This window comes from Collimonas arenae, assembly GCF_001584165.1.
GTDB lineage: Bacteria > Pseudomonadota > Gammaproteobacteria > Burkholderiales > Burkholderiaceae_D > Collimonas > Collimonas arenae.
Genome location: NZ_CP013233.1, coordinates 913,617 through 936,597, shown reverse-complemented (window position 1 = coordinate 936,597; position 22,981 = coordinate 913,617). Strand labels below are relative to the sequence as shown.

Below are 22,981 nucleotides of genomic sequence, written 5' to 3'. Positions count from 1 at the left end.
TAACTATTCTCTCATCTGTAGTTTGTCATTTAACTCATAAATTAAATGATGACTTTAAGGCAATTGTTAACGTATTATCATCTTTCTCCAGCTTGTTTTTTGGGAAAGTCTTATGTTCAATGCGCCCCGTACTCTCAGCCTGAAATCCACCGCAGCGATTCCCGACATACTCGGCCAGCCAGCGCTGATTCCGGTGAGCCTCAAGGGCGTTGAGACCGTCAATGATTTATTTACCTACCGTCTGATCTTAAAAACACCGGATGACTTGAATCATCTGGTCGAGCAAGCTGCCAATTTCAATCTCGACGATTTCATCGGCCATGAATTGACGGTGCAAATTGAGCTGGAAGGCATGGGTAGTTTTGTTGCTGGCATGGCCGGCGACAGCGGCCTGGCAAACGTTGGTGCCGGTACGCGCGAAATCTCCGGCCTGGTGACTGATGCCAAACTGCTGCGCGAGCAGGGGCGACATGTGTTTTATGAACTGACGCTGCAGCCCTGGTTGCACCTGGCGACACTGCGCAAGAATTCAAAAACCTTTCAAGATAAAACCGTCATCGAGGTGCTGGACAGTCTGCTGGCTGACTACACCTTTCCGGTAGAGAAGCGTCTCTACGATACCTATCCCAAACGCGATTACCAAAACCAGTACAACGAAACCGACTATGCATTCCTGTGCCGGCTGACCCAGGAATGGGGGATTTCATTTCACTTCTCGCATAGCGACGGTGCGCACCGGCTGGTGCTGGCCGACGCCAACGGCGCCTATCAACCTTTCAGCAGCAGCGCCTATCGCGAGCTGAAGTATTACCCTGAAGGCACGCGTATCGATGAAGAAACCATCTACGCCTTCACGCCTGCGCGCAAGCTGGTGTCTGGTACTTATACAGCACGCGATTACGACTACACACGACCGCGCGCCGACCTAACCTCGCAGCGCAGCGAACCGCGCCCGACCGCGCATAACGACCGGGAAATCTACGAGTGGCACGCAGACAATTACGTGCAGCCGCAGGCCGGCCCGCAACAGGCCGGCAACGATCCGCTGGCCGAGGGCGACGCCGTGGCGCGGCGGCGTATGGAAATGCTGCGTAGCCAAGGCCACCGTGCACAAGGCGCGGGGCACGTGCGTGGGCTGGTGCCGGGTTGCCGCTTCAAGCTGTCGCGGCATCCGCAACAAGCCGCCAATATTGACTACATCGTGTTGTCGGCCAATTTGACCATTGAAGAAGTGGCGCAGGAAAGCCAGCGCGTCGGCGGCGTGGCCAATCAGCAGTATTGGATCGATGTCGACTTTACAGTGCATCCCGCTCGTGGCCAGGAGTACCGCCCGGAGCGTGTCACGCCGAAGCCGGTGATTCCCGGCGTCGCCACCGCGCTGGTGGTGGGGCCGCCGGACCGGAATCTCTGGACCGATAAACTCGGCCGCATCAAGGTGCAGTTTCCTTGGGATCGTCTCGGCGCCACCGACCAAAACAGCAGTTGCTGGATCCGCGTCTCCAGCCCCTGGGCCGGCAATCAGCTGGGTAGCATGTATCTGCCGCGCATCGGGCAAGAGGTAACAGTCAGCTTCATCGACGGCGATCCCGATCTGCCGCTGTGCACGGGCCGGGTGCACAATCAGTCGAACTTGCCGCCCTGGTCGCTGCCCGATCAAAGCGCACTGTCCGGCATCCGTTCGCGCGAGCTGACTGCAGGCGGCGGCAACAGTGTTGGCGGGCGCAGCAACCACCTGATCCTGGACGATACCGAACAGAAGATCCAGGCCCAACTCAAGAGCGATCACCAGCACAGTCAACTGAGCCTGGGCAATATCACCCGCATCGACGACAACGCCGGCCGCAAGGATGCGCGCGGCGAAGGCTTCGAGCTGCGCACCGACGGCCACGGTGCAATACGGGCCAAGGATGGCTTGCTGATCACGACCGAAGCACGCGGCAACGCCCAAGGCCACATCAAGGACATGGGCGAGACAGTGCAGCGTTTGAACCAGGCGTACGATCAGCACGACAACCTGGCCGGCGTGGCGCAGCAGAACCAGGCGCAGGATGCCGGCGGCGACCAGAGTGATGTCGCTGATGCCATCAAGGCACAGAACGATGCAATCAAAGGCAGCGGCGGCGAGCAAGGCAGCTTCCCGGAACTGGCCGAGCCGCATCTCGTGCTCGCCAGTCCGGCCGGTATTGAAACGACCACGCCGCAATCGACGCACATCGCCAGCGGTAAACATACCGCACTGACCAGTGGTGGCCATCTGAGTTTATCGGTGGGGCAGCGTTTACTTGCCAGTATAAGGAGAGGCATGCGCCTGTTTACCAATTTTGGAGGTATCAAAGCCATGGCGGCACAGGGTGACATCGATATCAAAGCGCTCAAGGACAGCATCAACATGCTGGCCAAGTTGAACATCACCTACATCGCCAACCGCATCACGATCACCGCCAAGGAAGAGGTGGCGATCAATGGTGGCGGTAGTTATACCAAGTGGCAGGCCGGTGGTGTCGAGACCGGCACCAGTGGTAATTGGCTGGTGCATTCGGCGGGCAAAAATGTGGGCGGACCGAAAAGTATCGATCAAGCCTATCCAGTAATGGACATCGCAGAAGCCAAATATGCGGAGAAATTCACCATCGTTGAGCCCACCAGCCACTTGCCGTTGGCGAATCAAAAATACCGCATTCTGTTCGCCGGTGGGCGCACGGTCGCAGGCATCACCGATGCACAGGGAAAGACCAACGTTGCCGCTTCGGAAATCGTACAAGACACGCGCGTTGAGCTGCTGCGCGCCGAAAGCAACGAGGTATGGTCATCGTTCCTCTGGACCGTCATCAAGCCGCAAAGCAAAGGATAAGCATGAAACAGACAATGCCTGCAACGGCTAATGAGAAGAAAGGTATCAAGATTGGCGGCGTCGTTCATCGTGAGATTACCGAAGAAACTGCCAAGACGCACGCTGTCATTACCTGCGACGCCAACAATTGGGGGATGCGTAAATCCAATATGGTGCCGAAGAACGGCCAGGATAATTGGGAGTATCCAGTTGTTAAAGAATATGTGAAAGGGATCAAGCCTGCGTTGGAGAAATTTCCTTGGGCGGAGATGACGTGGCCGTTTGATCTGGAGCAGAAAAAGAAAATCGCTGCGATTCTAAAAATCCATTTGCACAAAGCTTGGGCAGATACAGCATTTGGAATTCCGGAAGCGGCTTTTGCAGCAATTACTTTTCCTGATGAAAAAAAAGATGCGGTGACCGACCCCAATCAGCATGGCGCTTTTTCTCCCGGGGACTGGGATATTTGCCTGGGAAAATTCGATTTTGATCTCCTACTAGATAAAAGAAATCACGTAAATGCGTTAATACTTGCATCTACTCTTTTCCATGAAGGGCGCCATACACAGCAATATTATTGGATGTTTGCCTCGGTGTTTGCGTATCCAGAAGATTATGCTGACTATGTTCACATCAATACGCTATTTACAACGTCTAAGAGAAAACAGGTTTTAGAAGTAGTTCAGTCTCAAAAAATACCAGACGAGCCTTTTGCCAAAGTATCCATCAAGCGCATGACGTTGTCGCAGTACTACCGCAATCTATGCTTTTTCATTGATAACAATTACCAAACGCATTTAATTGGAAAAGAAGATGACCCGAACTCTGAAGTCTACAAAGTACGCACAGAGCTGGAACGCCTCTATCAAAACGTCCCTATCCAAAAAATCGGCCACGACAGAGATGGTGGCTATCGCATCCGCCCCACTGAAGAAGATAGCTTTGCATTGGAAAAAATTGTTGAACACTATTGGTATGGCCGCGATAGTGGCATTCCCGCTCCAACCGCATGCACAAACGCCTACTCTCAACAAATTATCCGCGCCAAAAAATGAGAATAGCTCCACGATGAAACCCATGACAGAACATGAAGCACAATTTCGCCGAGAGTACGCCGCGTTTCAGTATACCGACGAAATGCGCGCCAAAATACTGGATATGCTCCGGCTCGTTGAAAATGTGATGGCGGGAACTCGACCAGTCGCAGCGCTGGAAAATGAGTTAAATGCTCGCATCAAGGGAGAGGATGAGATTTCCTACGGTGCTGATTTCTTGAGCAAATGGGGCGAGTTCACTTTGCGTTACAAACCGAATACCGCTTATCCGCACGGGATAGAACCAAAAAGCTTTTATTTTCAGTTCGGCCCATACCTTAACGGTGTGTCACTTACGCAGCTTGAATCTGCTCTAGGCCTCAATCGCGAACCTGAAAGCGAAGCGGTAATCAATTGGCCAAATTTCAATATGCATACTGGGAAAACAACTGACTCGACCAGCACGTATCAGAAATTTTTGCGATGCGGTGATTTCTATCTTGGCATTACTATTTCTTACAACGCTGACAGTATGGAGGAGGTCGCCCATCCAACTTTGCTCAAAACTATCATTATCGATCGTATCCCACTATCCAGCGAAAGACGCAAGACACGCGACAAGCTGTTTTTTGGCGATCTGCCAAAGACAGGCGACACATGCCAGATGAGTGGCATATACGTGCCGGTTTTTCCCAATGAAGAAAAATTCGCATGGGTAAAACAGGCTACATGGAAAAATCAAGAATACGGCATGGCTGCCGGTTATCCGTTCCAGTCTTTTCCTTGGCACAACCCCAAAACCGGTCATACCGAATACGAGCCGGTGTACTGGCAATTCGTCAGGAAATCCGCTGTTTGATACACAAGCCGCCACTGCCAGCGTTATACGATGGACCGCCTGCGGGTGGTCTTTTTGTTAATTACCCGCGCGCCGAAAATCCATTTATTGGAAAAGAAGATGACCCGAACTCTGAAGTCTACAAAGTACGCGCCGAGCTGGAACGCCTGTATCAAAACGTCCCTATCCAAAAAATCGGCCACGAAAGAGATGGTGGCTATCGTATCCGCTCCACTGAAGAAGACAGCTTTGCATTGGAAAAAATTGTTGAGCACTATTGGTATGGCCGCGACAGTGGCATTCCCGCTCCAACCGCATGCACAAACGCCTACTCTCAACAAGTTATCCGCGCCAAAAAATGAGAATAGCTCCACGATGAAACCCATGACAGAACATGAAGCACAATTTCGCCGAGAGTACGCCGCGTTTCAATATACCGATGAAATGCGCGTCCAAATATTGGATATGCTTCGACTCGTCGAAGAGGTGATGTCGGGGAAGCAACCAGTCGCAGCTCTGGAAAAGAAATTAACGATTGCCGTTAAGGGAAACGGACGAACTTACTATACCGGCGATTTTTTAAGTAAGTGGGGCGAGTTCACTTTGCGTTATAAACCCAATGCGGCCTATCCGAATGGTGTGGAGCCCAAAAGCTTTTATTTTCAATTCGGGCCATACCTTAACGGCGTCTCGCTTACTCAACTTGAATCCACATTAGGCCTTAATCGTGAGCCAGAAAGTGAAGCGAAAATCCAGATACCAGGAAATCCTGAGACTGGGAAGTTAACAGACTCTTACAGCAGCTATGTGAAATATTTGCGATGTGGCGACTTTAATCTCACCGTGACCATCGACTACGCCGCCTATAGCATAGAGGAAGTAAGTAGTTCTACCAGATTAAAAACCATCCAAATAAGCCGGAGTCGTCTCACAGACGAAGAGCGCAAGACACGCGACAAGCTGTTTTTTGGCGATCTGCCAAAGACAGGCGACACATGCCAGATGAGTGGCATATACGTGCCGGTTTTTCCCAATGAAGAAAAATTCGCATGGGTAAAACAGGCTACATGGAAAAATCAAGAATACGGCATGGCTGCCGGTTATCCGTTTCAGTCTTTTCCTTGGCACAACCCCAAAACCGGTCATACCGAATACGAGCCGGTGTACTGGCAGTTCGTCAGGAAATCGGCTGTTTGACGCGCGGACTAGACTATATCGGGGTTATGCAATGACGCGATCGAAGCATCAGCGAGTTGCATACTACTCATAGTCCACCATCACCCGACTGGAAGAACCTTGCAAGGTCGGAGTCATCGCACCTTTTCCATCGATAAAAAATGCGAACGAAAAGTACGAAAATCCGCTGTCGCCGGCAAATGCCGTGGTACTGCCGCTACTTCCACTTAGACCAACACACCTGGCGTAATTGCATAGGTAAGCATGGACACCAGCCGGCGGCGCGCTCAGGAAACTGTATTGCCAGCTGACCCGACGCGTCTTCGAACTGGGCGTGACGCCGCTGCCGACCGGCGCGATCGACGCCGCTTGATAGACGGCTCCACGATGAATAATCGCCGGCGTCGAGCCACTGCCGCTCCACGTTCCGCTGACCTTCGCGGCAGCACTATTCAACTGCAACGCTCCCTGGCCAGACGGCGGATTGTTGCTGCGTCCCAGATAGGTATCAAGTTCAAGCGCTGCCGGCGCCTGCGAACCGGCACGTACCGCACATGGCAACATGATTTGCATGACCAGCACAGCCAGCGTCGTACGAGATCGCAAGCCCACCTCAGGCCACCTCGATGCAACGACTTTCACTCAATCGCACCCGCAGGCGGCTGATGGCCTGGCTGTGCAATTGACACACTCGCGATTGGCTAACTTCCAGCACAGCGCCGATTTCTCGCAAATTCATCTCTTGCTCGTAATACAGGCTCAGCAACAGACGCTCGCGTTCCGGCATCTGCGCAATCGCCTCGACCAGCATGTGGCGCATGCCGCTTTCCAGCATGCGCTCCAGAGGGTCGTTATGGTTGGCGCGTTCGGCGGAAGAACTTTGTCGGTCAAGGAATGAATTTTCATTACTGCCGCCCTCCTGGTCTTCGTAATACACCAACTGCGACCCGTGAATTTCCTGCAATAGATGCTGGTATTCCTCCAGCGACAATTTCATCGCCTGCGCAATCTCGCGCTCGCTCGGCGCCCGTGCCAGCTTTTGCTCCAACGCCTGCACCGCGGCGTCGACATTGCGCGAAGACTGGCGCAAACCACGCGACAACCAGTCGTTGGCACGCAGTTCGTCCAGCATCGCGCCACGAATTCGCTGGCTGGCATAGGTTTCAAACTGCGCGCCCTGGTTCTCTTGATAGCGGTTGGCAGCATCCAGCAAGCCCAGCATGCCGGCCTGGATCATGTCGTCCAGTTCGACACTGGCCGGAAGCTTGGCAATCAACTGCAAGGCCAGCCGCCGCACCAGTGGCGCATACTTTGCCAGCGTATCGGACTTATCGATTCTTCCCTGCGCTGTATACATGACGGGTCCCTCTTCCTGCCTTCTTCAAATAAGCGATCGGATTTCAATAAATGACATGGCGCTGCTGTCAGTGCGCGGGCTGCAGCTGCGCAGCCCACGAGCTTGCCGGTATCGATGCCGGGGCCGCCGGCAAGGCCGCTACGCGGCGCGGCCACTGTTGCAACTGCACCGCGATACGACGAAAATCGACAGCTGCGGCACTCGTCTGGAACGCCTCGACCACACTCAACTTCAACCGCTGCGCCTGCACCAGTCGGGGATCCAGACTGACGCAACCAGTCGCTTGCAGCGCCAGGCCCAGATAGCGGCTGCCGGTAGCAGCCAGGTTGCCCGCCACGCGCTGCGCCTCACTGCAGTCAGCGGCGCCATTGATCACTATCCTCAACTGTTGCAACGCATGGGCGTAATGCAACTGCTTGATGCAAGCGTAGGCCGCAGTAATCGAGGCAGCCTGCGGTCGCAACACCACAACCACATCGTCCGCTTGCAATGCCAGCGGCGACAAGGCGCCATTGCCATCCAGGCTGGCATCGATCAGAATTACCTGGCCGCGAAACATGCTGCGCACGTCGCTTTCCGCCGCAGCATCCGCCTTCGACAGCGACAACCACCACGCGCCGCAAGCAAGCTTTACCGCGGCGTCTTCCAGCGGAAAGCCGCCGCCAACGACATCAGACCAGCGGCCTGTCCCGCCGCCTGCAGCCGGTGGCGGCAAGCCGCCGCTCTCATCTAGCAACAACACTTCCTGTCCAAGCTGCGCCAGCGCCGCCGCCAAATTGAGCGTCACACTGCTGGCGCCAACCTGACGTCCGCTGCCAACTACGGCAATCATCTGCGCCGCACGATTGCCCGCATGCTGCGCCATCAGGTTGCGCAAGCCGTCGGCTTGATCGTTCACCACCTTGCTCAAATGCGCCTCCTCATCCCGGCAGCACTGCCAATCCAGGCACTTCAGCTGCACAGTGCACGGCATCGGCATCAAGCTCCAGTGCCTGCAGCAGCGCAATCAGTTTTCCGAAGCCTTCAAACAATGCCGCAGCCGAAGCGGCCGTCACCGCGGCGGAACGAATCCGATGGCCGGCCAGTTGCGCCAGCAGCGTGCGCGCGGCGCCGGCCCACTCGGCCCGCTTGTGCGCCAGGCGCCAGATGGTGGTGCTGGCCTGGCCGGCAACCGACAGGCGTTTCAGCATGTCGGCGTCGCCAGGTTCGGTGCAGCCACCCAATTGCTGGACGGCTTGCCGCAAAAATCTGTAGAAAGGATCCACCGCCTGCTTCCAGCATGCCCACGCGGCCAGCTGGTCGGCGCTGACAGCGCCTGTGACATTGCTCAGCAAATACCACTGTGCCAACTGTTTTCCGTTGTGCGGATCGACAATCCTGGTGACCACGCAGCGCAAGGCCGGAGTAGTACCGACGGCGCCGTCATTACCTTTGATACGCAGGCGGACAATCGTTTCCGTCGCCGATTGGTGCGCTGTCTTTCCCTTGTAGATAATTGTTTTCGGTGCGCCGAATTCCAGCTGCGCAGCCAGCCTGGCCAGCGTCGTACTCCCATCCGCGCCGTCCATGACACGCAGGGAGCCACGGCCGCGCGCCAGCCACGATAAATGATGGCCTTGCCACATCAGCATCTGCGGCATTTGTGGCGGACGCTCCAGCAAATGTACCAACGGCCTGTCGAAATTCTGCTGCTGCAGCCATTCAATCTGACGTAGTGCCGGCGTGGCGATGTGGTTACCGGCATGCTCAACTGCGCCGGCGGTGCTCAGCAATTGATGCGGTGCCGCCAGCGGCTCCCCGTCAACGTCCGACAGCAGCAGGCTGGTTTGCAACGAATAGGCGTCGCCGCTGCGACTGGCGAGAAGATCGGCTTTACCACTGACCGCCAATATGTGGCTGACGCAGGATCCAGCGGTGGCCGCACGTGCCTGCATCAATAATTTCTGCCCGACCGCCTTGCTATCGATCCGTTCGTCGCCCAAATCGCGCCATAGCTCGCGCGCCGCGTCAAAGCCGATGTCACCGCCGGCCAGCGCGGCGGCATTGATCGCCAATTCTTCTGCATCGTGCGCCAACACCCGTATCAACTTCTTGCATTGGGCGCGCAAGCGCTCTGCGACTTCTGCCTGACTGGCAACTTGTGCAGCCGCAGCCGCCAGTTCAGCGTCGTTGTTAAGCGCCGCCGGCAACTCTCCCAGATCGGCTTCACCCGGTACAAACAGCGCGCTGCGGCTGGCCGACTGGAACACGCTATCGACCAGTTGCAAGCGATCGGCGAGCAACAGGTTTTCTGGCACTTTCTGCCCTGTCGACACATAATGCACAGGCAACCGGTGACGGATCACCGTATCCAGCAATGCACCAGGATGGGTCGCCTCGTCTGTTTTGGTAAAAATGCAGCCCGCCAATTCGTTGCCAGCGGCGCTGTCCTTGTATGCATGCACCACTTCATTGAGCGTATCGCCATGGCTGGCCGCGTTCAGCAGCAACAGACGTTTGACCGGACGTCCTGCGCCGCACAGCATCGCCACCTGTTCAGAAACGCTGCGATCGCGCTGGCTCTTGCCGACGGTGTCGATCAGCACCATGTGCTTGTCGCGCAAATCATCCAGCGCCAGCCGCAAGTCTGCTGCGTCTTTTACCGCATGTACCGATACTCCCAGGATGCGGCCGTAGATGCGTAACTGCTCAAAGGCGCCGATACGGTAACTATCGGTGGTCAGCAGCGCCAGCTTGTCTGCACCGAAACGCATGACGCAGCGTGCCGCCAATTTGGCCGTAGTAGTCGTCTTGCCGACTCCTGTTGGTCCCATCAAAGCATAGACACCGCCGCTATCCATCATGGCATCTTCGTTCTCCAGCAACGGCAGGTTGCGCGCCAGTTCGGCCTTGACCCAAGCCAGGCCCGAAGCGAAATTCATTCCGGTCGGCAGATGATCCAGCATGGCTTTTGCCAAACTGGCGCTGAAGCCCGCGCCAAGCAAAGTGCGCAGCAAATGACCGCGCACCGGATCGCGCCGTTGCTTGTCGTTCCACACCAGGCCCGCCAATTGTTCCTCGATCATGCCGCGCATCGAATGAATTTCGCTGATGACGCTCTCATGGCTGTCCTTGACGGCAGACATGCGCGCCGCAACCGGTGCTTGGGTAGAATGATCCGGCATCGACGCCACCGGTACCGGCTCAGTTACAGGCTCAGTTACAGGCGCCGTTGCGGTGGCAAACTGCGGTACCGGCGCCGATGACGACATATCGGCAGCCGTTATCGCGGGCGATTCCGCTGCAGCGGATGCTTGCGCTGACGGTGCAGGCTGCTCGGCATTTCCGTCCGCGGCATCGACCATCGCCACGATTTCGGTGCCGGTTGCGGTGGCCCGATTCGAAAGAATAATCGCGTCCGGCCCCAACTGTTCGCGCACCAGGCGCAACGCCTCGCGGCTGGAGGGAGCAACGATGGTGACGGTGTTAGTGTGCATGCTCAAGCCTTGCCTCCAATGGTGGCGGTTACTTTAATGGTGCGGGTATCAGGGATCTCGGCGTGCGACAGCACTCTCAGCTGCGGCAAACTGCGCCGCAGGAATCGCGCCAGCAGGACACGTAGCGGATGCTGCACAACCAGCACTGGCGACAAGCCGAACTGCTCCTGGCGGCTGATGGCCACCTGAGTCTGTGTCAGCAGGCTATCTGCAAGGCCCGGTTCCAGGCCGCTGCCGTTGGTCAACGCCTGCAGCAATACGCGATCAAGCGAGCTGTCGAGGCCGATCACCTGCAGCTCCCCGGTACCGGGGAACAATTGCTGGGTGATGGCGCGTCCCAGCGCCAGTCGCACCAGCGAAGTCAGTTCGTTGGCATCGCTGACCGTTGCGCCGTGTTCGACCAGCACATCCAGAATGGTGCGCATGTCGCGAATCGATACGCCTTCGTCGAGCAGGTTTTGCAATACTTTCTGCAGATTTGTCAGCGACAACAGTTTCGGCACTACGTCTTCAATCAGTTTCGGCGATTCCTTGCCGACGCGATCCAGCAATTGCTGCACTTCTGTTCGACCCAGCAATTCCGCCGAGTGCGCATGGATCAAATGATTCAGGTGAGTGGCAATTACGGTGCTGGCGTCGACCACGGTATAACCGTAGATTTGCGCCTGTTCGCGCATATGGCCTTCAATCCAGACCGCCGGCAATCCAAAGGCAGGATCGACGGTTTGTGTGCCAGGCAACGTGGCGCTGACCTGTCCAGGATTGATCGCCATCCATTGGCCTGGCCAGGCTTCACCTTGGGCAATTTCCACACCTTTTAGCGTAATGACATACGTGTTCGGCTTCAGTTCGAGATTGTCGCGGATGTGCACCACCGGCACCAGGAAACCGATATCCTGCGCAAACTTCTTGCGGATACTCTTGATACGGCCCAGCAGTTCGCCATTCTGGCTACGGTCGACCAGCGAGATCAGGCGATAGCCAACCTCCAGTCCGAGCGGATCCACCAGCGCCACATCGTCCCAGCTCGCCTCCGCCGGCTCCTGCGAGACGGCCACCGGCTGCTCCTTCGCCGCGTAAGCTGCAGCTGCCGTACGCTGCAGCAAACGGCGCCCCAGATACGTGAGTCCGCCAGCGATGATCAGGAAAGCAATATGCGGCATGCCCGGCACCAGTCCCATCAAGCCGATGATGCCAGCCGTCAGGAACAGCACCTGTGGATTGGAAAACAGCTGGCCCATCAACTGCTGGCCGACATCTTCGTCGGTGGTCACGCGCGAAACGATCACACCGGCGGCGGTGGAAATCACCAGCGCCGGAATCTGGGCTACCAAGCCATCGCCGATGGTCAACAGTGTGTAGTTTTTGGCAGCCACCGAAATATCCAGCCCATGCTGGGCGACGCCGACGATCAGGCCGCCGACCACGTTGATCGCCATGATCAGCAGGCCGGCCACCGCATCACCGCGCACGAACTTGCTGGCGCCATCCATGGAACCGTAGAAATCGGCTTCCTGCGCCACTTCGGCGCGCCGCTTGCGCGCCACATCCTCGCCGATCAAGCCGGCGTTGAGATCGGCGTCGATTGCCATCTGCTTGCCCGGCATCGCATCCAGTGTAAAGCGCGCGCCGACTTCGGCAATCCGGCCCGCACCTTTGGTGATCACCATGAAATTGATGACGACCAGGATCACGAACACCACGATACCGACTGCGAAATTACCGCCGACCAGGAAGTGACCGAAAGCCTCGATCACCTTGCCGGCGGCATCCGGGCCGGTATGGCCCTCCAGCAGCACCACTCGGGTCGAAGCGACGTTGAGCGACAGCCGCAACAACGTCGAGAACAGTAGCACCGCCGGGAAGGCAGCAAAATCCAGCGCTTTCATCGTGTACATGCTGACCAGCAGCACCATCACCGACAGCGCGATATTGAACGTAAACAGCAAGTCCAGCAAAAACGGTGGCAGCGGCAGAATCATCATGCCGAGGATCATGATGATCAGCACCGGGCCGGCCATGCCCTTGACGCTATTCCCGGCCAGGATCGTCTCCATCAGGCGTAGCAGGGAACTGAAGGAAAACGCGGTATTTGAACTTGACGGCTTCATGCCGGGCTCCCTAACGGGTCGAGTGAATCTGGAACCGGCAATTCTTCCGGCGCGCGTGGTGCAATGCCGCCTTCGCTGCGCCAGCGCTGCAACTGGTAAACCCAGGCCAGCACTTCAGCCACTGCGGTATACAGTGCAGCCGGAATTTCATCGCCTAGATTCGTATGGCGGTACAACGCCCGCGTCAAAGGCGGTGCTTCCAGGATCGGAATATTGTGTTCGGCGCCGATGGCACGGATACGCATGGCGATCAGGTCGGTGCCTTTGGCAACGACCCGCGGCGCACGCATTTCTTTGTCGCGGTATTTGAGCGCAACCGCAAAATGGGTCGGATTGGTGACCACCACATCGGCGCCGGCAACCTCTGACATCATGCGACGCCGCGCCATCTGTTGCTGCTGGCGCCGGATCATTCCTTTGATGTGCGGATCGCCTTCGCTTTCCTTGTGTTCCTGTTTGAGTTCTTCGCGCGTCATGCGCAGCTTGCGGTAGTAGCTCCACAGCTGGTAAGGCACGTCGATGGCGGCAATCAGCAGCAGCGAGCAGATAATCAACGCGCAACAGTTGGCAACCAACCGCACCGTATGCGCCATGGCGCCATGTACCGGCTCGATCATCAATCCCATGATGGTATCGATGTTGCCCGAGATGACCCAGTAGGCGATGCCGCCGACCAGCAACGATTTGGCGACGGCCTTGAACAACTCTGCCAGCGATTGACTGGAGAACAGACGGGCGATACCGCTGATCGGATTGAGTTTGGAGAATTTTGGCGCCAGCGATTGCGTTGAAAACAGCCAGCCGCCGAGCAGTAATGGCGCCGCCAGCGCCGCCAGCGAAAGCATGGCGAACAGCGGCAGCATGGCAATAAGCGCTTCCTTGCCTGCCATTCCGGCCTGGGTCAGCATGTACGACGTGTCGAAGCCTGCTGCGCGATCGAAGCGCAAGCCGTTGCGCAGCGCATGGCCGATATGGTCGGCCAGTGGCATGGCGGTCAGCCATAGACCGCCAATGCCAGTGGTCAGCATGACGAAAGTGCTTAGCTCGCGAGATCGCGCAACCTGCCCCTCTTCGCGCGCCTTTTCCAGGCGCCGGGGGGACCCGGGTTCCGTTTTTTCAAGATCGCTTTCTTCCGACATGCATGCTCCGAACCGGCAGGGACGAACATCGTCCTATCAATACGGATTATTGAGGCAAGTGCGGAGATGCAATCGGCCAAACAAGGCCGGGATCGGAGTGTTGCTTGGGCAATCAGTGCAAATCGCCCATTTATCAATATGGCAATGCAACAAGTAAAACTGTTAAAACAGCTGCAAATCACATACAGCGGAGTTAAATGGGGTCGGAGTTTTTTTTCGCAGCTCTTTGCGAAAATTACTCTGACCCCATTTAACGGGCTACGGAGTAAGTGCGGTGGTGCATCAGTCGTATTTCTCCGGCGCTACTTAAAACGGTTACCACTTCGCGAGTTAAATGGGGTCGGAGTTTTTTTTCGCGGCCTTTTGCGAAAATTACTCTGACCCCATTTAACGGGCCACGGAGTAAGTGCGATGGTGCATCAGTCGTATTTCTCCGGCGCTACCCAAAACGGTTACCACTTGGCGAGTTAAATGGGGTCGGAGTTTTTTTTCGCAGCTCTTTGCGAAAATTACTCTGACCCCATTTAACGGGCTACGGAGTAAGTGCGATGGTGCATCAGTCGTATTTCTCCGGCGCTACCCAAAACGGTTACCACTTCGCGAGTTAAATGGGGTCGGAGTTTTTTTTCGCAGCTCTTTGCGAAAATTACTCTGACCCCATTTAACGGGCTACGGAGTACGCGCGGTGGTGCATTAGTAGTGTTCGTCCGGCGCTAGTTAAAACGGTTGCTACTCCGTGGAAGCTAGCCGGGGTAGCCCGGCAGCTACTCACTTTCTTTGCTTCGCCCCTAGCCGGGCGCCCGAAAGTAAGCAAAGAAATGCGATCGCACAGCCGTTGCCCGCCTACGGCGGGTCCCCAAATGAGCCGTGCGCCAGTCGGATGGGACACAAACTCGCTTCGCTCAAACATGTGTCCCATCATTCCCGACTGTCACCCGTCCCATTTGGCAACGTCAGCATGCGAAAAGTCAAAAACAGCTGCAACGTCAACCGCAACTACAACTACAACTACAACTACAACTACAACTACAACTACAACTACAACTACAACTACAACTACAACTACAACTACAACTACAGCTACAGCTACAGCTACAGCTACAGCTACAGCTACAGCTACAGCTACAGCTACAAAAGCCTAGTTGCTTTAACCTACCCAATGCATTCAATGCTTTCTATTTTCTCTCGTCAGTCACACCAATTTTCTATTTGATCTGTCGAATATCTAGAATCCAAGGCTAGACAACAAATCATCCACCTGCTCCTGATCGGACACTGCGTCGGGATTCTCTTCCGCTTTCATCTGCGGCCCGTTCAACAGGCCATTATCGTGACGTTTTTCGATTGGGGTGTTGTCTATCAATACTTGCAGCAACTGCTTTTCCATTTCATGCACGACTTCCATCATCTTCTTGATGACCTGCCCGGTCAGGTCCTGGAAGTCTTGCGCCATCATGATTTCGATCAGTTGTTCGTTGATCGCCGACGCCTGTTTCGGGACATCCTTCAGATAGTTGCGGGTCTCCAGCACCAGTACCCGCGCGTCGTCCAGTTCGACCGGACTGACAAACCATTCGTCCCAGCGCTGATTGAGGGTCTTGGCTTGCTTGCTCAGTTTTTCCTGGATCGGCTGCGCCACATCAATCGCATTCAAAGCGCGTTCCGCAGCGCGTTCTGTCATGGTCGCGACGTAATTCAATCGATCCCGGGCATCGGGAATTGCTTGCGCCGCCTTGGCGATCTCCTGATCCAGGCCCAGCTCACGCATGCTTTCGCGCAGCAGGCGCGTCAAATGTCCAATCCGGTTGACCAGCTGCTCGGCAGAATCGCCCGCGGCTGGCATCTGTACAGCGTGCGCACTCATATCAGGCACTCTCTTTCGCGATTTTTTCGAAGATCTTGGCGATCTTTTCCTCCAGCGTAGCGGCAGTGAACGGCTTGACGACATAGCCATTGGCGCCAGCCTGGGCAGCGGCGATAATATTTTCCTTCTTGGCTTCAGCGGTCACCATCAACACTGGCAGTTTGGCCAGAGCCGGATCGGCGCGGATCGATTGCAACATCGTCAAGCCATCCATATTCGGCATGTTCCAGTCGGAGACGACAAACCCGAAATTCCCATCCTTGAGCTTGCTCAAACCCGCAGCGCCATCCTCGGCTTCATCGACGTTGACGAAATCCAGTTCCTTCAGCAGATTCCGGACGATTCGCCGCATGGTAGGAAAGTCGTCCACGACCAGAATTTTGATGCTTTTATCAACCATGATTACTCCACACTATGATTAGCGGCCATTCGCTATCGTTGCTAATTGGCCAACTTGAAGTTTCAAAAACCTGCATCTCTGTCGTATATAACGGCAGAACAAATGAAAAACGCAGGGTAAGAAACGAATTACACGCGATTCGAACGCTCGCCGAAGGACATCAGGCGAGTCATCACCCGTTGGCTCATCTCGCCGATGGCTGCCACTTCGCTAGCCGCCCCCATCGCAATCGCCTCGCGCGGCATGCCGAACACGACACAACTGGCTTCGTCCTGCGCCAGCGTGTAAGCGCCGGCCTGGCGCATGCGCAACAAGCCGGCGGCGCCATCGCGCCCCATGCCGGTCAATATCACACCAATCGCATTCTTGCCCGCGTGCTTGGCGACCGAATCAAACAATACGTCGATCGACGGCCGATGCCGGTTGACCGGCGGCTCCTCATCCAGGTGGGCAACGTAGTTGGCGCCGCTGCGCGCCAGCGACAGGTGAAAACCGCCCGGCGCAATGTAGGCATGACCAGGCAACACCCGCTCGCCATGCTGCGCTTCCTTGACCGTGATGCGGCACAAACCGTCAAGGCGCTGCGCAAAGGAACGGGTAAAACCAGGTGGCATATGCTGCGCGATCATGATTCCTGGGCTGTCGGGCGGCAGCGGCTGCAGCACCTCGCGGATCGCTTCGGTGCCACCGGTGGAGGCGCCGATGATGATCAGTTTCTCGGTACTCAGCAAAGGGCTGCGCAGCATCGGTGCCGAATCCACCGCACCGGCGGCAGTTACGCCGCCTGCTGGGCGGCGCGCGGGCTGCAGACGTGCACGCGCGGCGGCGCGGATCTTGTCAGCAATCAGATCGGTATATTCGAGCAGGCCTTCGCGTATCCCAAGGCGCGGCTTGGTAACAAATCGACGGCCCCCAACTCCAACGCGCGCAGGGTAATTTCCGATCCGCGCTCAGTCAGCGACGACACCATCAGCACCGGCATCGGCCGCAGCCGCATCAATTTCTCCAGGAAATCGAGACCGTCCATGCGCGGCATTTCGACATCCAGCGTCAACACATCCGGATTGGTCTGTTTGATCAGATCGCGCGCTACCAATGGGTCGGGCGCAGTTGCAATCACGGTCATGTCCGGCTGGCTATTGATGATTTCCGTCATCAGGCTCCGTATCAGCGCCGAATCGTCCACGCACAGCACCTTAATTTTGTTCTGGCTCATACACTTCCCCTGCTTTGATTGGCAATTTTCCTGCGTGCCGCCTTGTCGAATGCCGTATCGAACAATTCCACTTTATTGCGCACCGGCTGCTGCGTCAGCGCCGTCACCAGTTTCTGTTCATCTTGCTGTACCTGCACCGCTTCATTCATGCGATGCAGCTTGCGCACCATCACCTTGCCGCTGCGCGGAAAGTAGCTGACGCGACGCGGCAGGCTGCCGCGCAAATCCTGGGCAGCGACCCGTACCTGTTCCATCTGTAGATAGCGCAACACGAACTCGGCATTGCGATCGCCGATATTGAGCATTGTCATGTTCGCCAACACTGCCCGCCGCCAAACACCTTGGCTTCCAGTCGATCGCGTCGGGCGCCTGCCTTCAGCAATTCATTGAGCAGCATTTCCATTGCGTAGGCGCCATAACGCATCGAAGCGGAAGCTTCCTTGCCACCGCTGCTGCCATCGTCGGGCAGCATGAAATGATTCATGCCGCCTACGCCGGCCGTGCTGTCGCGTACGCAAGCCGCGACACAAGATCCGAGCACGGTGCTCAGCACCATGTCGTCGGAGGTAACGAAATATTCGTTGGGCAGCAGCTTCACCGCGACACTGTCGAATTCACGGTCGTAATAGTGATGTGTTGCCACCGACTCTTCTGCCATCGACATCATGCGACGCCCTTCCCGCGCTTGGCGTCAAGTTCATAGACGGTCTGGCCGCGCAACCGGAATGGCTGGCTGGCATAGGAGAAATTCTCGGAATGTCCGGCAAACAGCAAGCCATGTGGCTTCATCAATGGCTCGAAACGCTGCAGTATCCTGTTCTGTGTCGGCTTGTCGAAATAGATCATGACGTTGCGGCAAAAGATGGCGTCGAACGGCTCCTTCAATCCCCATTGCGGCGCCAGCAGGTTCAATTGCCCGAACTTCACCATGGCCGCGACTTCCGGCCTGATTCTGACCTGCCCGGCGCGGGCGCCACTGCCTTTCAGAAAAAATCGCTTGAGCCTTTCCTGCGGCAGTTTGCTGACCTGCTCCATGGTGTAGATCCCGGTCGCAGCCTTTTCCAACACCTGGGTATCGATATCGGTAGCGATCACGCTGGCATTGCCGGCACGATTGCCAAGCGCCTCGATCAGCGTCATCGCAATTGAGTAAGGCTCCTCGCCGGTGGAGGCCGCAGAACACCAGATCGTGACAGGTTGCGCGCAGGTTTTGACGTGCTCCGCCAATAATGGAAAATGGTGCGCTTCACGAAAGAAAGCGGTCAGGTTGGTCGTCAACGCATTGGTGAACGATTGCCACTCCGCACTATCGTGTTGCGCTTCCAGCTGCGCCAGGTAAGACGTGAAATCGCTCATGCCAAGTTCGCGCAAGCGACGAGACAAACGGCTGTAGACCATCTCCCGCTTCTGTTCACCCAAGGCAATGCCGGCGCGTTGATATATCAGCGCGCGCACCCTGGAAAAATCGCTATCCGTCAGCAGGAAATCGCGTGCCGCTGATGCGACGGGACGGGTATTCGATTTGATTGTCATTCAATGCGCCTTTACATGATTCGCAATATTGCCGACCTCAAAATGTCTGCCAGTCGTCATCAGCGGCGGCCTTGCGCGATGCCGGCGAAGATGTCGACTGAACGGGCAATTTGGCTGCTGCCGCATGCTTGATCGGCGCCAGTTTGGAAACAGGCTTTACACCTGTCTTGTGCTTTGGTTTGGAATGCTTGGCGAGGACTATCTTGTGGCCTTCGGATTTTTCCTGCGCAGCCGCATGGTTCACACTGCCAGACCGCACCACGTGCAGCACAGCCGCATGACGCGACGCGGGCCGCGCTTCGCCCCCTGCCGCGTTATCCCGCAGGCGGAATACCGACACGGCCTGCTGCAAGCGCAACGCCTGCTCTTCGAGAGAGGTGGCGGCGGCAGAGGCCTGCTCGACCAGCGCAGCATTCTGTTGCGTGACGTGATCCATCTGGATCACCGCCTGGTTGATCTGATCGATACCGCTGCTTTGTTCAGCTGATGCCTCGGAGATTTCGCCCATGATGTCGGTGACCCGCTTGACCGCCTGCACCACTTCGTCCATGGTCTCGCCGGCGCGGTCGACCAGTTGCGAACCGGAATCGACCCGACTCACCGAGTCATCGATCAGCTCCTTGATTTCTTTGGCTGCTTGGGCGCTGCGTTGCGCCAGCGTTCGCACCTCGCCGGCAACGACGGCAAAGCCGCGTCCCTGCTCTCCTGCCCTGGCTGCCTCCACCGCGGCATTCAAGGCCAGAATATTCGTCTGGAAGGCAATGCCGTCGATCACGCCGATGATGTCGGCAATCTTGCGCGAACTGCTGGTAATCCCGTACATGGTGTCAACCACTTGGCTGACCACCGCACCGCCCTTGGCCGCTATATCGGAGGCAGTTTGAGCCAACTGACCGGCCTGGCGGGCATTGTCGGCGTTCTGTTTTACCGTCGCGGTCAATTGCTCCATGCTGGCGGCGGTTTCCTCCAGCGATGCGGCCTGCTGCTCCGTACGCGCCGATAAATCCGCATTACCCGCCGCAATTTCACGGGAGGCACCGCTAATTGCGAAGCTACCGTCCCTGATTTCCCGCACCGTTGTCGCCAGTTGCTGCTGCATCTTGCGCATCGCGTTCAACAAGCTATGCCCGTGCTTGTCATCCACTTCGACATGCACGTCCAGTTCGCCATCGGCAATACGGCTGGCAATATCCGCGGCATAAACCGGTTCGCCGCCCAAGCTGTTGGTGACACTGCGGATGACGAGCAGCATCAGTGCAGAAACACCCAGTCCTATGACGAACAGGATCGCCAACTGCATCCTGACATTGGCATAAAATGCAACGTCGACGTCGTCCAGCATGACACCTGAAGCCAGATGCCAATCCCATGGCTGAAAATATTTGGCATAGCTGATTTTTGAGCCGTATTTGTCGGGCGACACCTGCGCCACGTAGTCGACAAATGCTTCACCCTTTTCCTTACTGGAACTGGTCATCTCACGGAAAAACAATTTTCCGCGAGTATCCTTGCGCTCCCCGACACTCTTGCCAACCAATTCCGGCAAGGTGGGATGTGCCAGCACCACCGGCCGCGAATCCACCACGAAGACATAATTGGATTTGCCGTAACGCATCGCCAGGATGCGCTTCAACGCTTCTTCCTGCGCCTGCTCTTTATCCATCTTGCCGGCGGCAACATCGGCAGCGTAGCTCTTGACGATTCCGCTTGCCGTTTCCACCAGGTTCTTCAAACCGTCCTTGCGTTCCGCAAGCATGGTGTCGCGCATATTCAGAGCCGACCAGCCGCTCAGCACAAGTAGGCCGACCCACATGATTGCCAGCACCGCCAGCAATTTTTTTCTCAAGCTCAACTTGTTCATTTCCACCTGCCTTCAACAATGGCTAAACTGCAACTCATGACGACAGTCCTCGATTAACTTGGTTTGGCGGCAGCTGTCCACAGTGCAATATATGTACTCAGACAGCATTCCGATGCCTTGAAAAGCGGACCAAAGAGCCGCTTCTTTACGCCATCAGCCGGTGTTGACGGAACCTCAGGCGTTCAACTGCAAAGTCACTGCGATCAATCGCAACGCTTACGCCGCCCTGCTCTGCAGCATCTGCGCATGCGGCGTGATATCTATCACGCGTTTAGCCTGCGCCGTCATCTGTGTCCGTTCCAGCTTGAAAGCGCTCACCACGCTGGCCAGCGTGCTGGCCTGTTCCTGCAAGCTGCCGGCGGCCGCTGCAGCCTCTTCCACCAGCGCTGCATTCTGCTGGGTTACCTGATCCATCTGGCTGATGGCCTGGTTGATCTGCTCAATGCCTGCGGTTTGCTCCTGGCTGGCAGCCGTGATCTCACCCATGATGTCTGTCACGCGCCGTACGCTGGCGACAATTTCATCCATCGTAGTGCCGGCTTGGTCAACCAGCTTGGTGCCGACCCCGACTTTTTCCACAGAATCGTCAATCAACGCCTTTATTTCCTTGGCGGCGGCGGCCGAACGTTGTGCCAGGTTGCGCACTTCCGCCGCTACCACCGCAAACCCGCGGCCCTGTTCTCCGGCACGCGCCGCCTCGACTGCCGCGTTCAGGGCCAGAATATTGGTCTGGAAGGCAATACCGTCAATCACACCGATGATGTCGACGATCTTCTTCGAAGAGGCGTTGATCGAACCCATCGTGCTGACCACCTGGGTCACCACGCTGCCGCCATGGATCGCCACTTCTGAGGCCGACACCGCAAGCTGGTTGGCCTGGCTGGCATTGTCGGCATTCTGTTTGACAGTTGATGTGAGCTGCTCCATCGAAGCTGCAGTTTCTTCCAGCGAACTGGCCTGTTCCTCAGTCCGTTGCGACAGGTTCTGGTTGCCGGCGGCAATCTGGCCGGAGGCGGTGGCGATCCTGTCGGTACCGCCACGCACCTCGCCGACGATTTTTTGCAGGCTCTCGTTCATGTCCTTCAAGGCTTGCATCAACTGGCCGGTCTCATCGCTGGATCTGACTTCGATGTCGGCAGTCAGGTCGCCGTCGGCGACGCGACGCGCAACTTCCACCGCAAACCCCAGCGGTCGTGAAACGACCCGCGCAATCCAAAGCGCCAGGCCAAAGCCGATCACTACCATGACCATCATCAAGCCGATGATCCAGTTACGCCCTGATGTATAGATGGTTTCGCCCTGCCTGGCTGCCTGATCGCTACCGTCGGAATTGATCTTTACCAATGCCTCGACTTCCTTGTCCAGCTCGACGATGGCCGCCAGGGAGTCGCCACGAATGTCTTTCAACGCATCGTCCTTCTTGAACATGCGCGACTCTTCAATCACCTTCTTGTCCAATTCCAGATATGCCGGAAAATGTTCCTTTAACTTTTCATATCCTGGCCGTTCCTGTTCAGTAACCATTGGCGCATAGTCGGTCATGTTCTTTTGCAGATTCACCTTGATGTCACTGATGAATTTCGCGCTGCCGTCCATGTCCGCCACGTCATTCGACATGACATGCTGCATTTCGATATTGCGCAACAACGCCAGGTTGCTCTTCAGGGTCAGCAGTACCCGCACGCTGGGCAGCCAGTTGCTGCTGATATCTTTAGTGGTGGCGTTGACTTGCCCAAGCTGCCCAATCGAGGTCACGCCGAGCACGATGGTCAGGATCAATATCAGGGAAAACGACAGTAGCAGCTTGGTCGCGATTTTCAAGTTGTAGAACCAGGTCATGATTTTCTTTTCAGATTAGAAGTTTTAGTGACGCGCAAAGACGCTTCGCCCAACGGCAAGATCTGGGCCGAAGTCTCTCTTCATGTTCCCGATCCTGCACGTGTTAACGGCATCTACAACCGTTTCTTGAGGGTGAAAAAGGTGCAATTCGCATCGATCCCGGTCTTGCCAGACCTTCAATACTGGAAAAATTTGTCGTTAATAAGTCTGATTGCCGGCATTTCGGCAGGACGCCGTTCGCGTGTCGTCATGAATGGGAACGACTTGTTCTGTAGCGACGGCGTGGAACGCTCGTGATAAGCGAGGT

General features: G+C 56.4%; 18 protein-coding genes and 2 pseudogenes. 7 read left to right on the top strand and 13 right to left on the bottom strand.

Translation table 11 applies throughout. The features are described from left to right. The first annotated feature begins 112 nt into the window (after nt 1–112). The 5 genes from CAter10_RS04355 to CAter10_RS04335 are packed head-to-tail and all read left to right on the top strand — an operon-like array spanning nt 113 to nt 5,899. Nucleotides 113–2,851: a type VI secretion system Vgr family protein gene (locus CAter10_RS04355; RefSeq protein ID WP_061532440.1), complete on the top strand. Its 2,739-nt coding sequence runs from the start codon at nt 113–115 to the stop codon at nt 2,849–2,851. A gap of 2 nt (nt 2,852–2,853) precedes the next feature. Beyond that, entirely contained in the window at nt 2,854–3,885 is a 1,032-nt protein-coding gene (locus tag CAter10_RS04350) for a hypothetical protein (RefSeq protein ID WP_061532439.1), read from the top strand. A 22-nt stretch (nt 3,886–3,907) separates the two neighbouring features. After that, on the top strand, nt 3,908–4,723 hold the full coding sequence (locus tag CAter10_RS04345) for a hypothetical protein (RefSeq protein WP_128082976.1): 816 nt from the start codon (nt 3,908–3,910) through the stop codon (nt 4,721–4,723). Then, complete coding sequence (locus CAter10_RS22285) at nt 4,720–5,064, top strand: hypothetical protein (protein ID WP_128082975.1); 345 nt, start codon at nt 4,720–4,722, stop codon at nt 5,062–5,064. Before CAter10_RS04345 ends, CAter10_RS22285 begins: the two co-directional genes overlap by 4 nt. Nucleotides 5,065–5,086: 22 nt before the next feature. Further along, complete coding sequence (locus tag CAter10_RS04335; RefSeq protein ID WP_061532436.1) at nt 5,087–5,899, top strand: hypothetical protein; 813 nt, start codon at nt 5,087–5,089, stop codon at nt 5,897–5,899. A gap of 63 nt (nt 5,900–5,962) precedes the next feature. Here CAter10_RS04335 and CAter10_RS04330 read toward each other — a convergent pair whose 3' ends face one another. The 6 genes from CAter10_RS04330 to flhB form a co-directional block, all read right to left on the bottom strand. Further along, on the bottom strand, nt 5,963–6,484 hold the full coding sequence (locus CAter10_RS04330; RefSeq protein ID WP_128082974.1) for a flagellar protein FlhE: 522 nt from the start codon (nt 6,482–6,484) through the stop codon (nt 5,963–5,965). A 7-nt stretch (nt 6,485–6,491) separates the two neighbouring features. Beyond that, entirely contained in the window at nt 6,492–7,235 is a 744-nt protein-coding gene (locus CAter10_RS04325) for an RNA polymerase sigma factor FliA (RefSeq protein ID WP_061532434.1), read from the bottom strand. A 67-nt stretch (nt 7,236–7,302) separates the two neighbouring features. Beyond that, nucleotides 7,303–8,145, bottom strand: coding sequence for a MinD/ParA family ATP-binding protein (locus CAter10_RS04320; RefSeq protein WP_061532433.1), 843 nt, complete (start codon nt 8,143–8,145; stop codon nt 7,303–7,305). A 10-nt stretch (nt 8,146–8,155) separates the two neighbouring features. Next, entirely contained in the window at nt 8,156–10,711 is a 2,556-nt protein-coding gene (gene flhF, locus CAter10_RS04315) for a flagellar biosynthesis protein FlhF (RefSeq protein WP_061532432.1), read from the bottom strand. Nucleotides 10,712–10,713: 2 nt separating this feature from the next. Beyond that, nucleotides 10,714–12,768 carry a flagellar biosynthesis protein FlhA gene (gene flhA / locus CAter10_RS04310; protein ID WP_061535157.1) on the bottom strand — a complete coding sequence of 685 codons (2,055 nt, stop codon included), beginning with the start codon at nt 12,766–12,768 and terminating at the stop codon, nt 10,714–10,716. 50 nt (nt 12,769–12,818) lie between these two features. Next, the gene (flhB, locus tag CAter10_RS04305; protein WP_061532431.1) at nt 12,819–13,961 is read right to left on the bottom strand and encodes a flagellar biosynthesis protein FlhB; all 1,143 of its coding nucleotides are present in this window, start codon (nt 13,959–13,961) and stop codon (nt 12,819–12,821) included. A gap of 958 nt (nt 13,962–14,919) precedes the next feature. Between flhB and CAter10_RS23070 the strand changes: the two genes are divergently transcribed. Continuing rightward, complete coding sequence (locus CAter10_RS23070) at nt 14,920–15,174, top strand: hypothetical protein (protein WP_061532430.1); 255 nt, start codon at nt 14,920–14,922, stop codon at nt 15,172–15,174. 12 nt (nt 15,175–15,186) lie between these two features. Here CAter10_RS23070 and cheZ read toward each other — a convergent pair whose 3' ends face one another. The 7 genes and pseudogenes from cheZ to CAter10_RS04265 all read right to left on the bottom strand — a co-directional run bounded on the left by cheZ (nt 15,187) and on the right by CAter10_RS04265 (nt 22,674). Then, nucleotides 15,187–15,825: a protein phosphatase CheZ gene (cheZ, locus tag CAter10_RS04295; RefSeq protein WP_061532429.1), complete on the bottom strand. Its 639-nt coding sequence runs from the start codon at nt 15,823–15,825 to the stop codon at nt 15,187–15,189. Between the two features lies 1 nt (nt 15,826). Further along, the gene (gene cheY / locus CAter10_RS04290; RefSeq protein WP_061532428.1) at nt 15,827–16,225 is read right to left on the bottom strand and encodes a chemotaxis response regulator CheY; all 399 of its coding nucleotides are present in this window, start codon (nt 16,223–16,225) and stop codon (nt 15,827–15,829) included. A 128-nt stretch (nt 16,226–16,353) separates the two neighbouring features. Continuing rightward, nucleotides 16,354–17,441, bottom strand: a pseudogene (locus tag CAter10_RS04285) (protein-glutamate methylesterase/protein-glutamine glutaminase). Beyond that, nucleotides 17,438–18,108, bottom strand: a pseudogene (gene cheD, locus CAter10_RS04280) (chemoreceptor glutamine deamidase CheD). Before cheD ends, CAter10_RS04285 begins: the two co-directional pseudogenes overlap by 4 nt. Further along, a complete protein-coding gene (locus CAter10_RS04275; RefSeq protein ID WP_061532427.1) occupies nt 18,105–18,974 on the bottom strand; it encodes a CheR family methyltransferase in 870 nt (289 codons plus the stop codon). Before CAter10_RS04275 ends, cheD begins: the two are co-directional and overlap by 4 nt. Nucleotides 18,975–19,011: 37 nt before the next feature. Continuing rightward, on the bottom strand, nt 19,012–20,835 hold the full coding sequence (locus CAter10_RS04270; RefSeq protein WP_061532426.1) for a methyl-accepting chemotaxis protein: 1,824 nt from the start codon (nt 20,833–20,835) through the stop codon (nt 19,012–19,014). 216 nt (nt 20,836–21,051) lie between these two features. Next, nucleotides 21,052–22,674 carry a methyl-accepting chemotaxis protein gene (locus CAter10_RS04265; protein ID WP_061532425.1) on the bottom strand — a complete coding sequence of 541 codons (1,623 nt, stop codon included), beginning with the start codon at nt 22,672–22,674 and terminating at the stop codon, nt 21,052–21,054. 27 nt (nt 22,675–22,701) lie between these two features. Here CAter10_RS04265 and CAter10_RS04260 point away from each other — a divergent pair, with 27 nt between their 5' ends. After that, the gene (locus CAter10_RS04260) at nt 22,702–22,971 is read left to right on the top strand and encodes a hypothetical protein (protein ID WP_061532424.1); all 270 of its coding nucleotides are present in this window, start codon (nt 22,702–22,704) and stop codon (nt 22,969–22,971) included. The last annotated feature ends 10 nt before the right edge of the window (nt 22,972–22,981 follow it).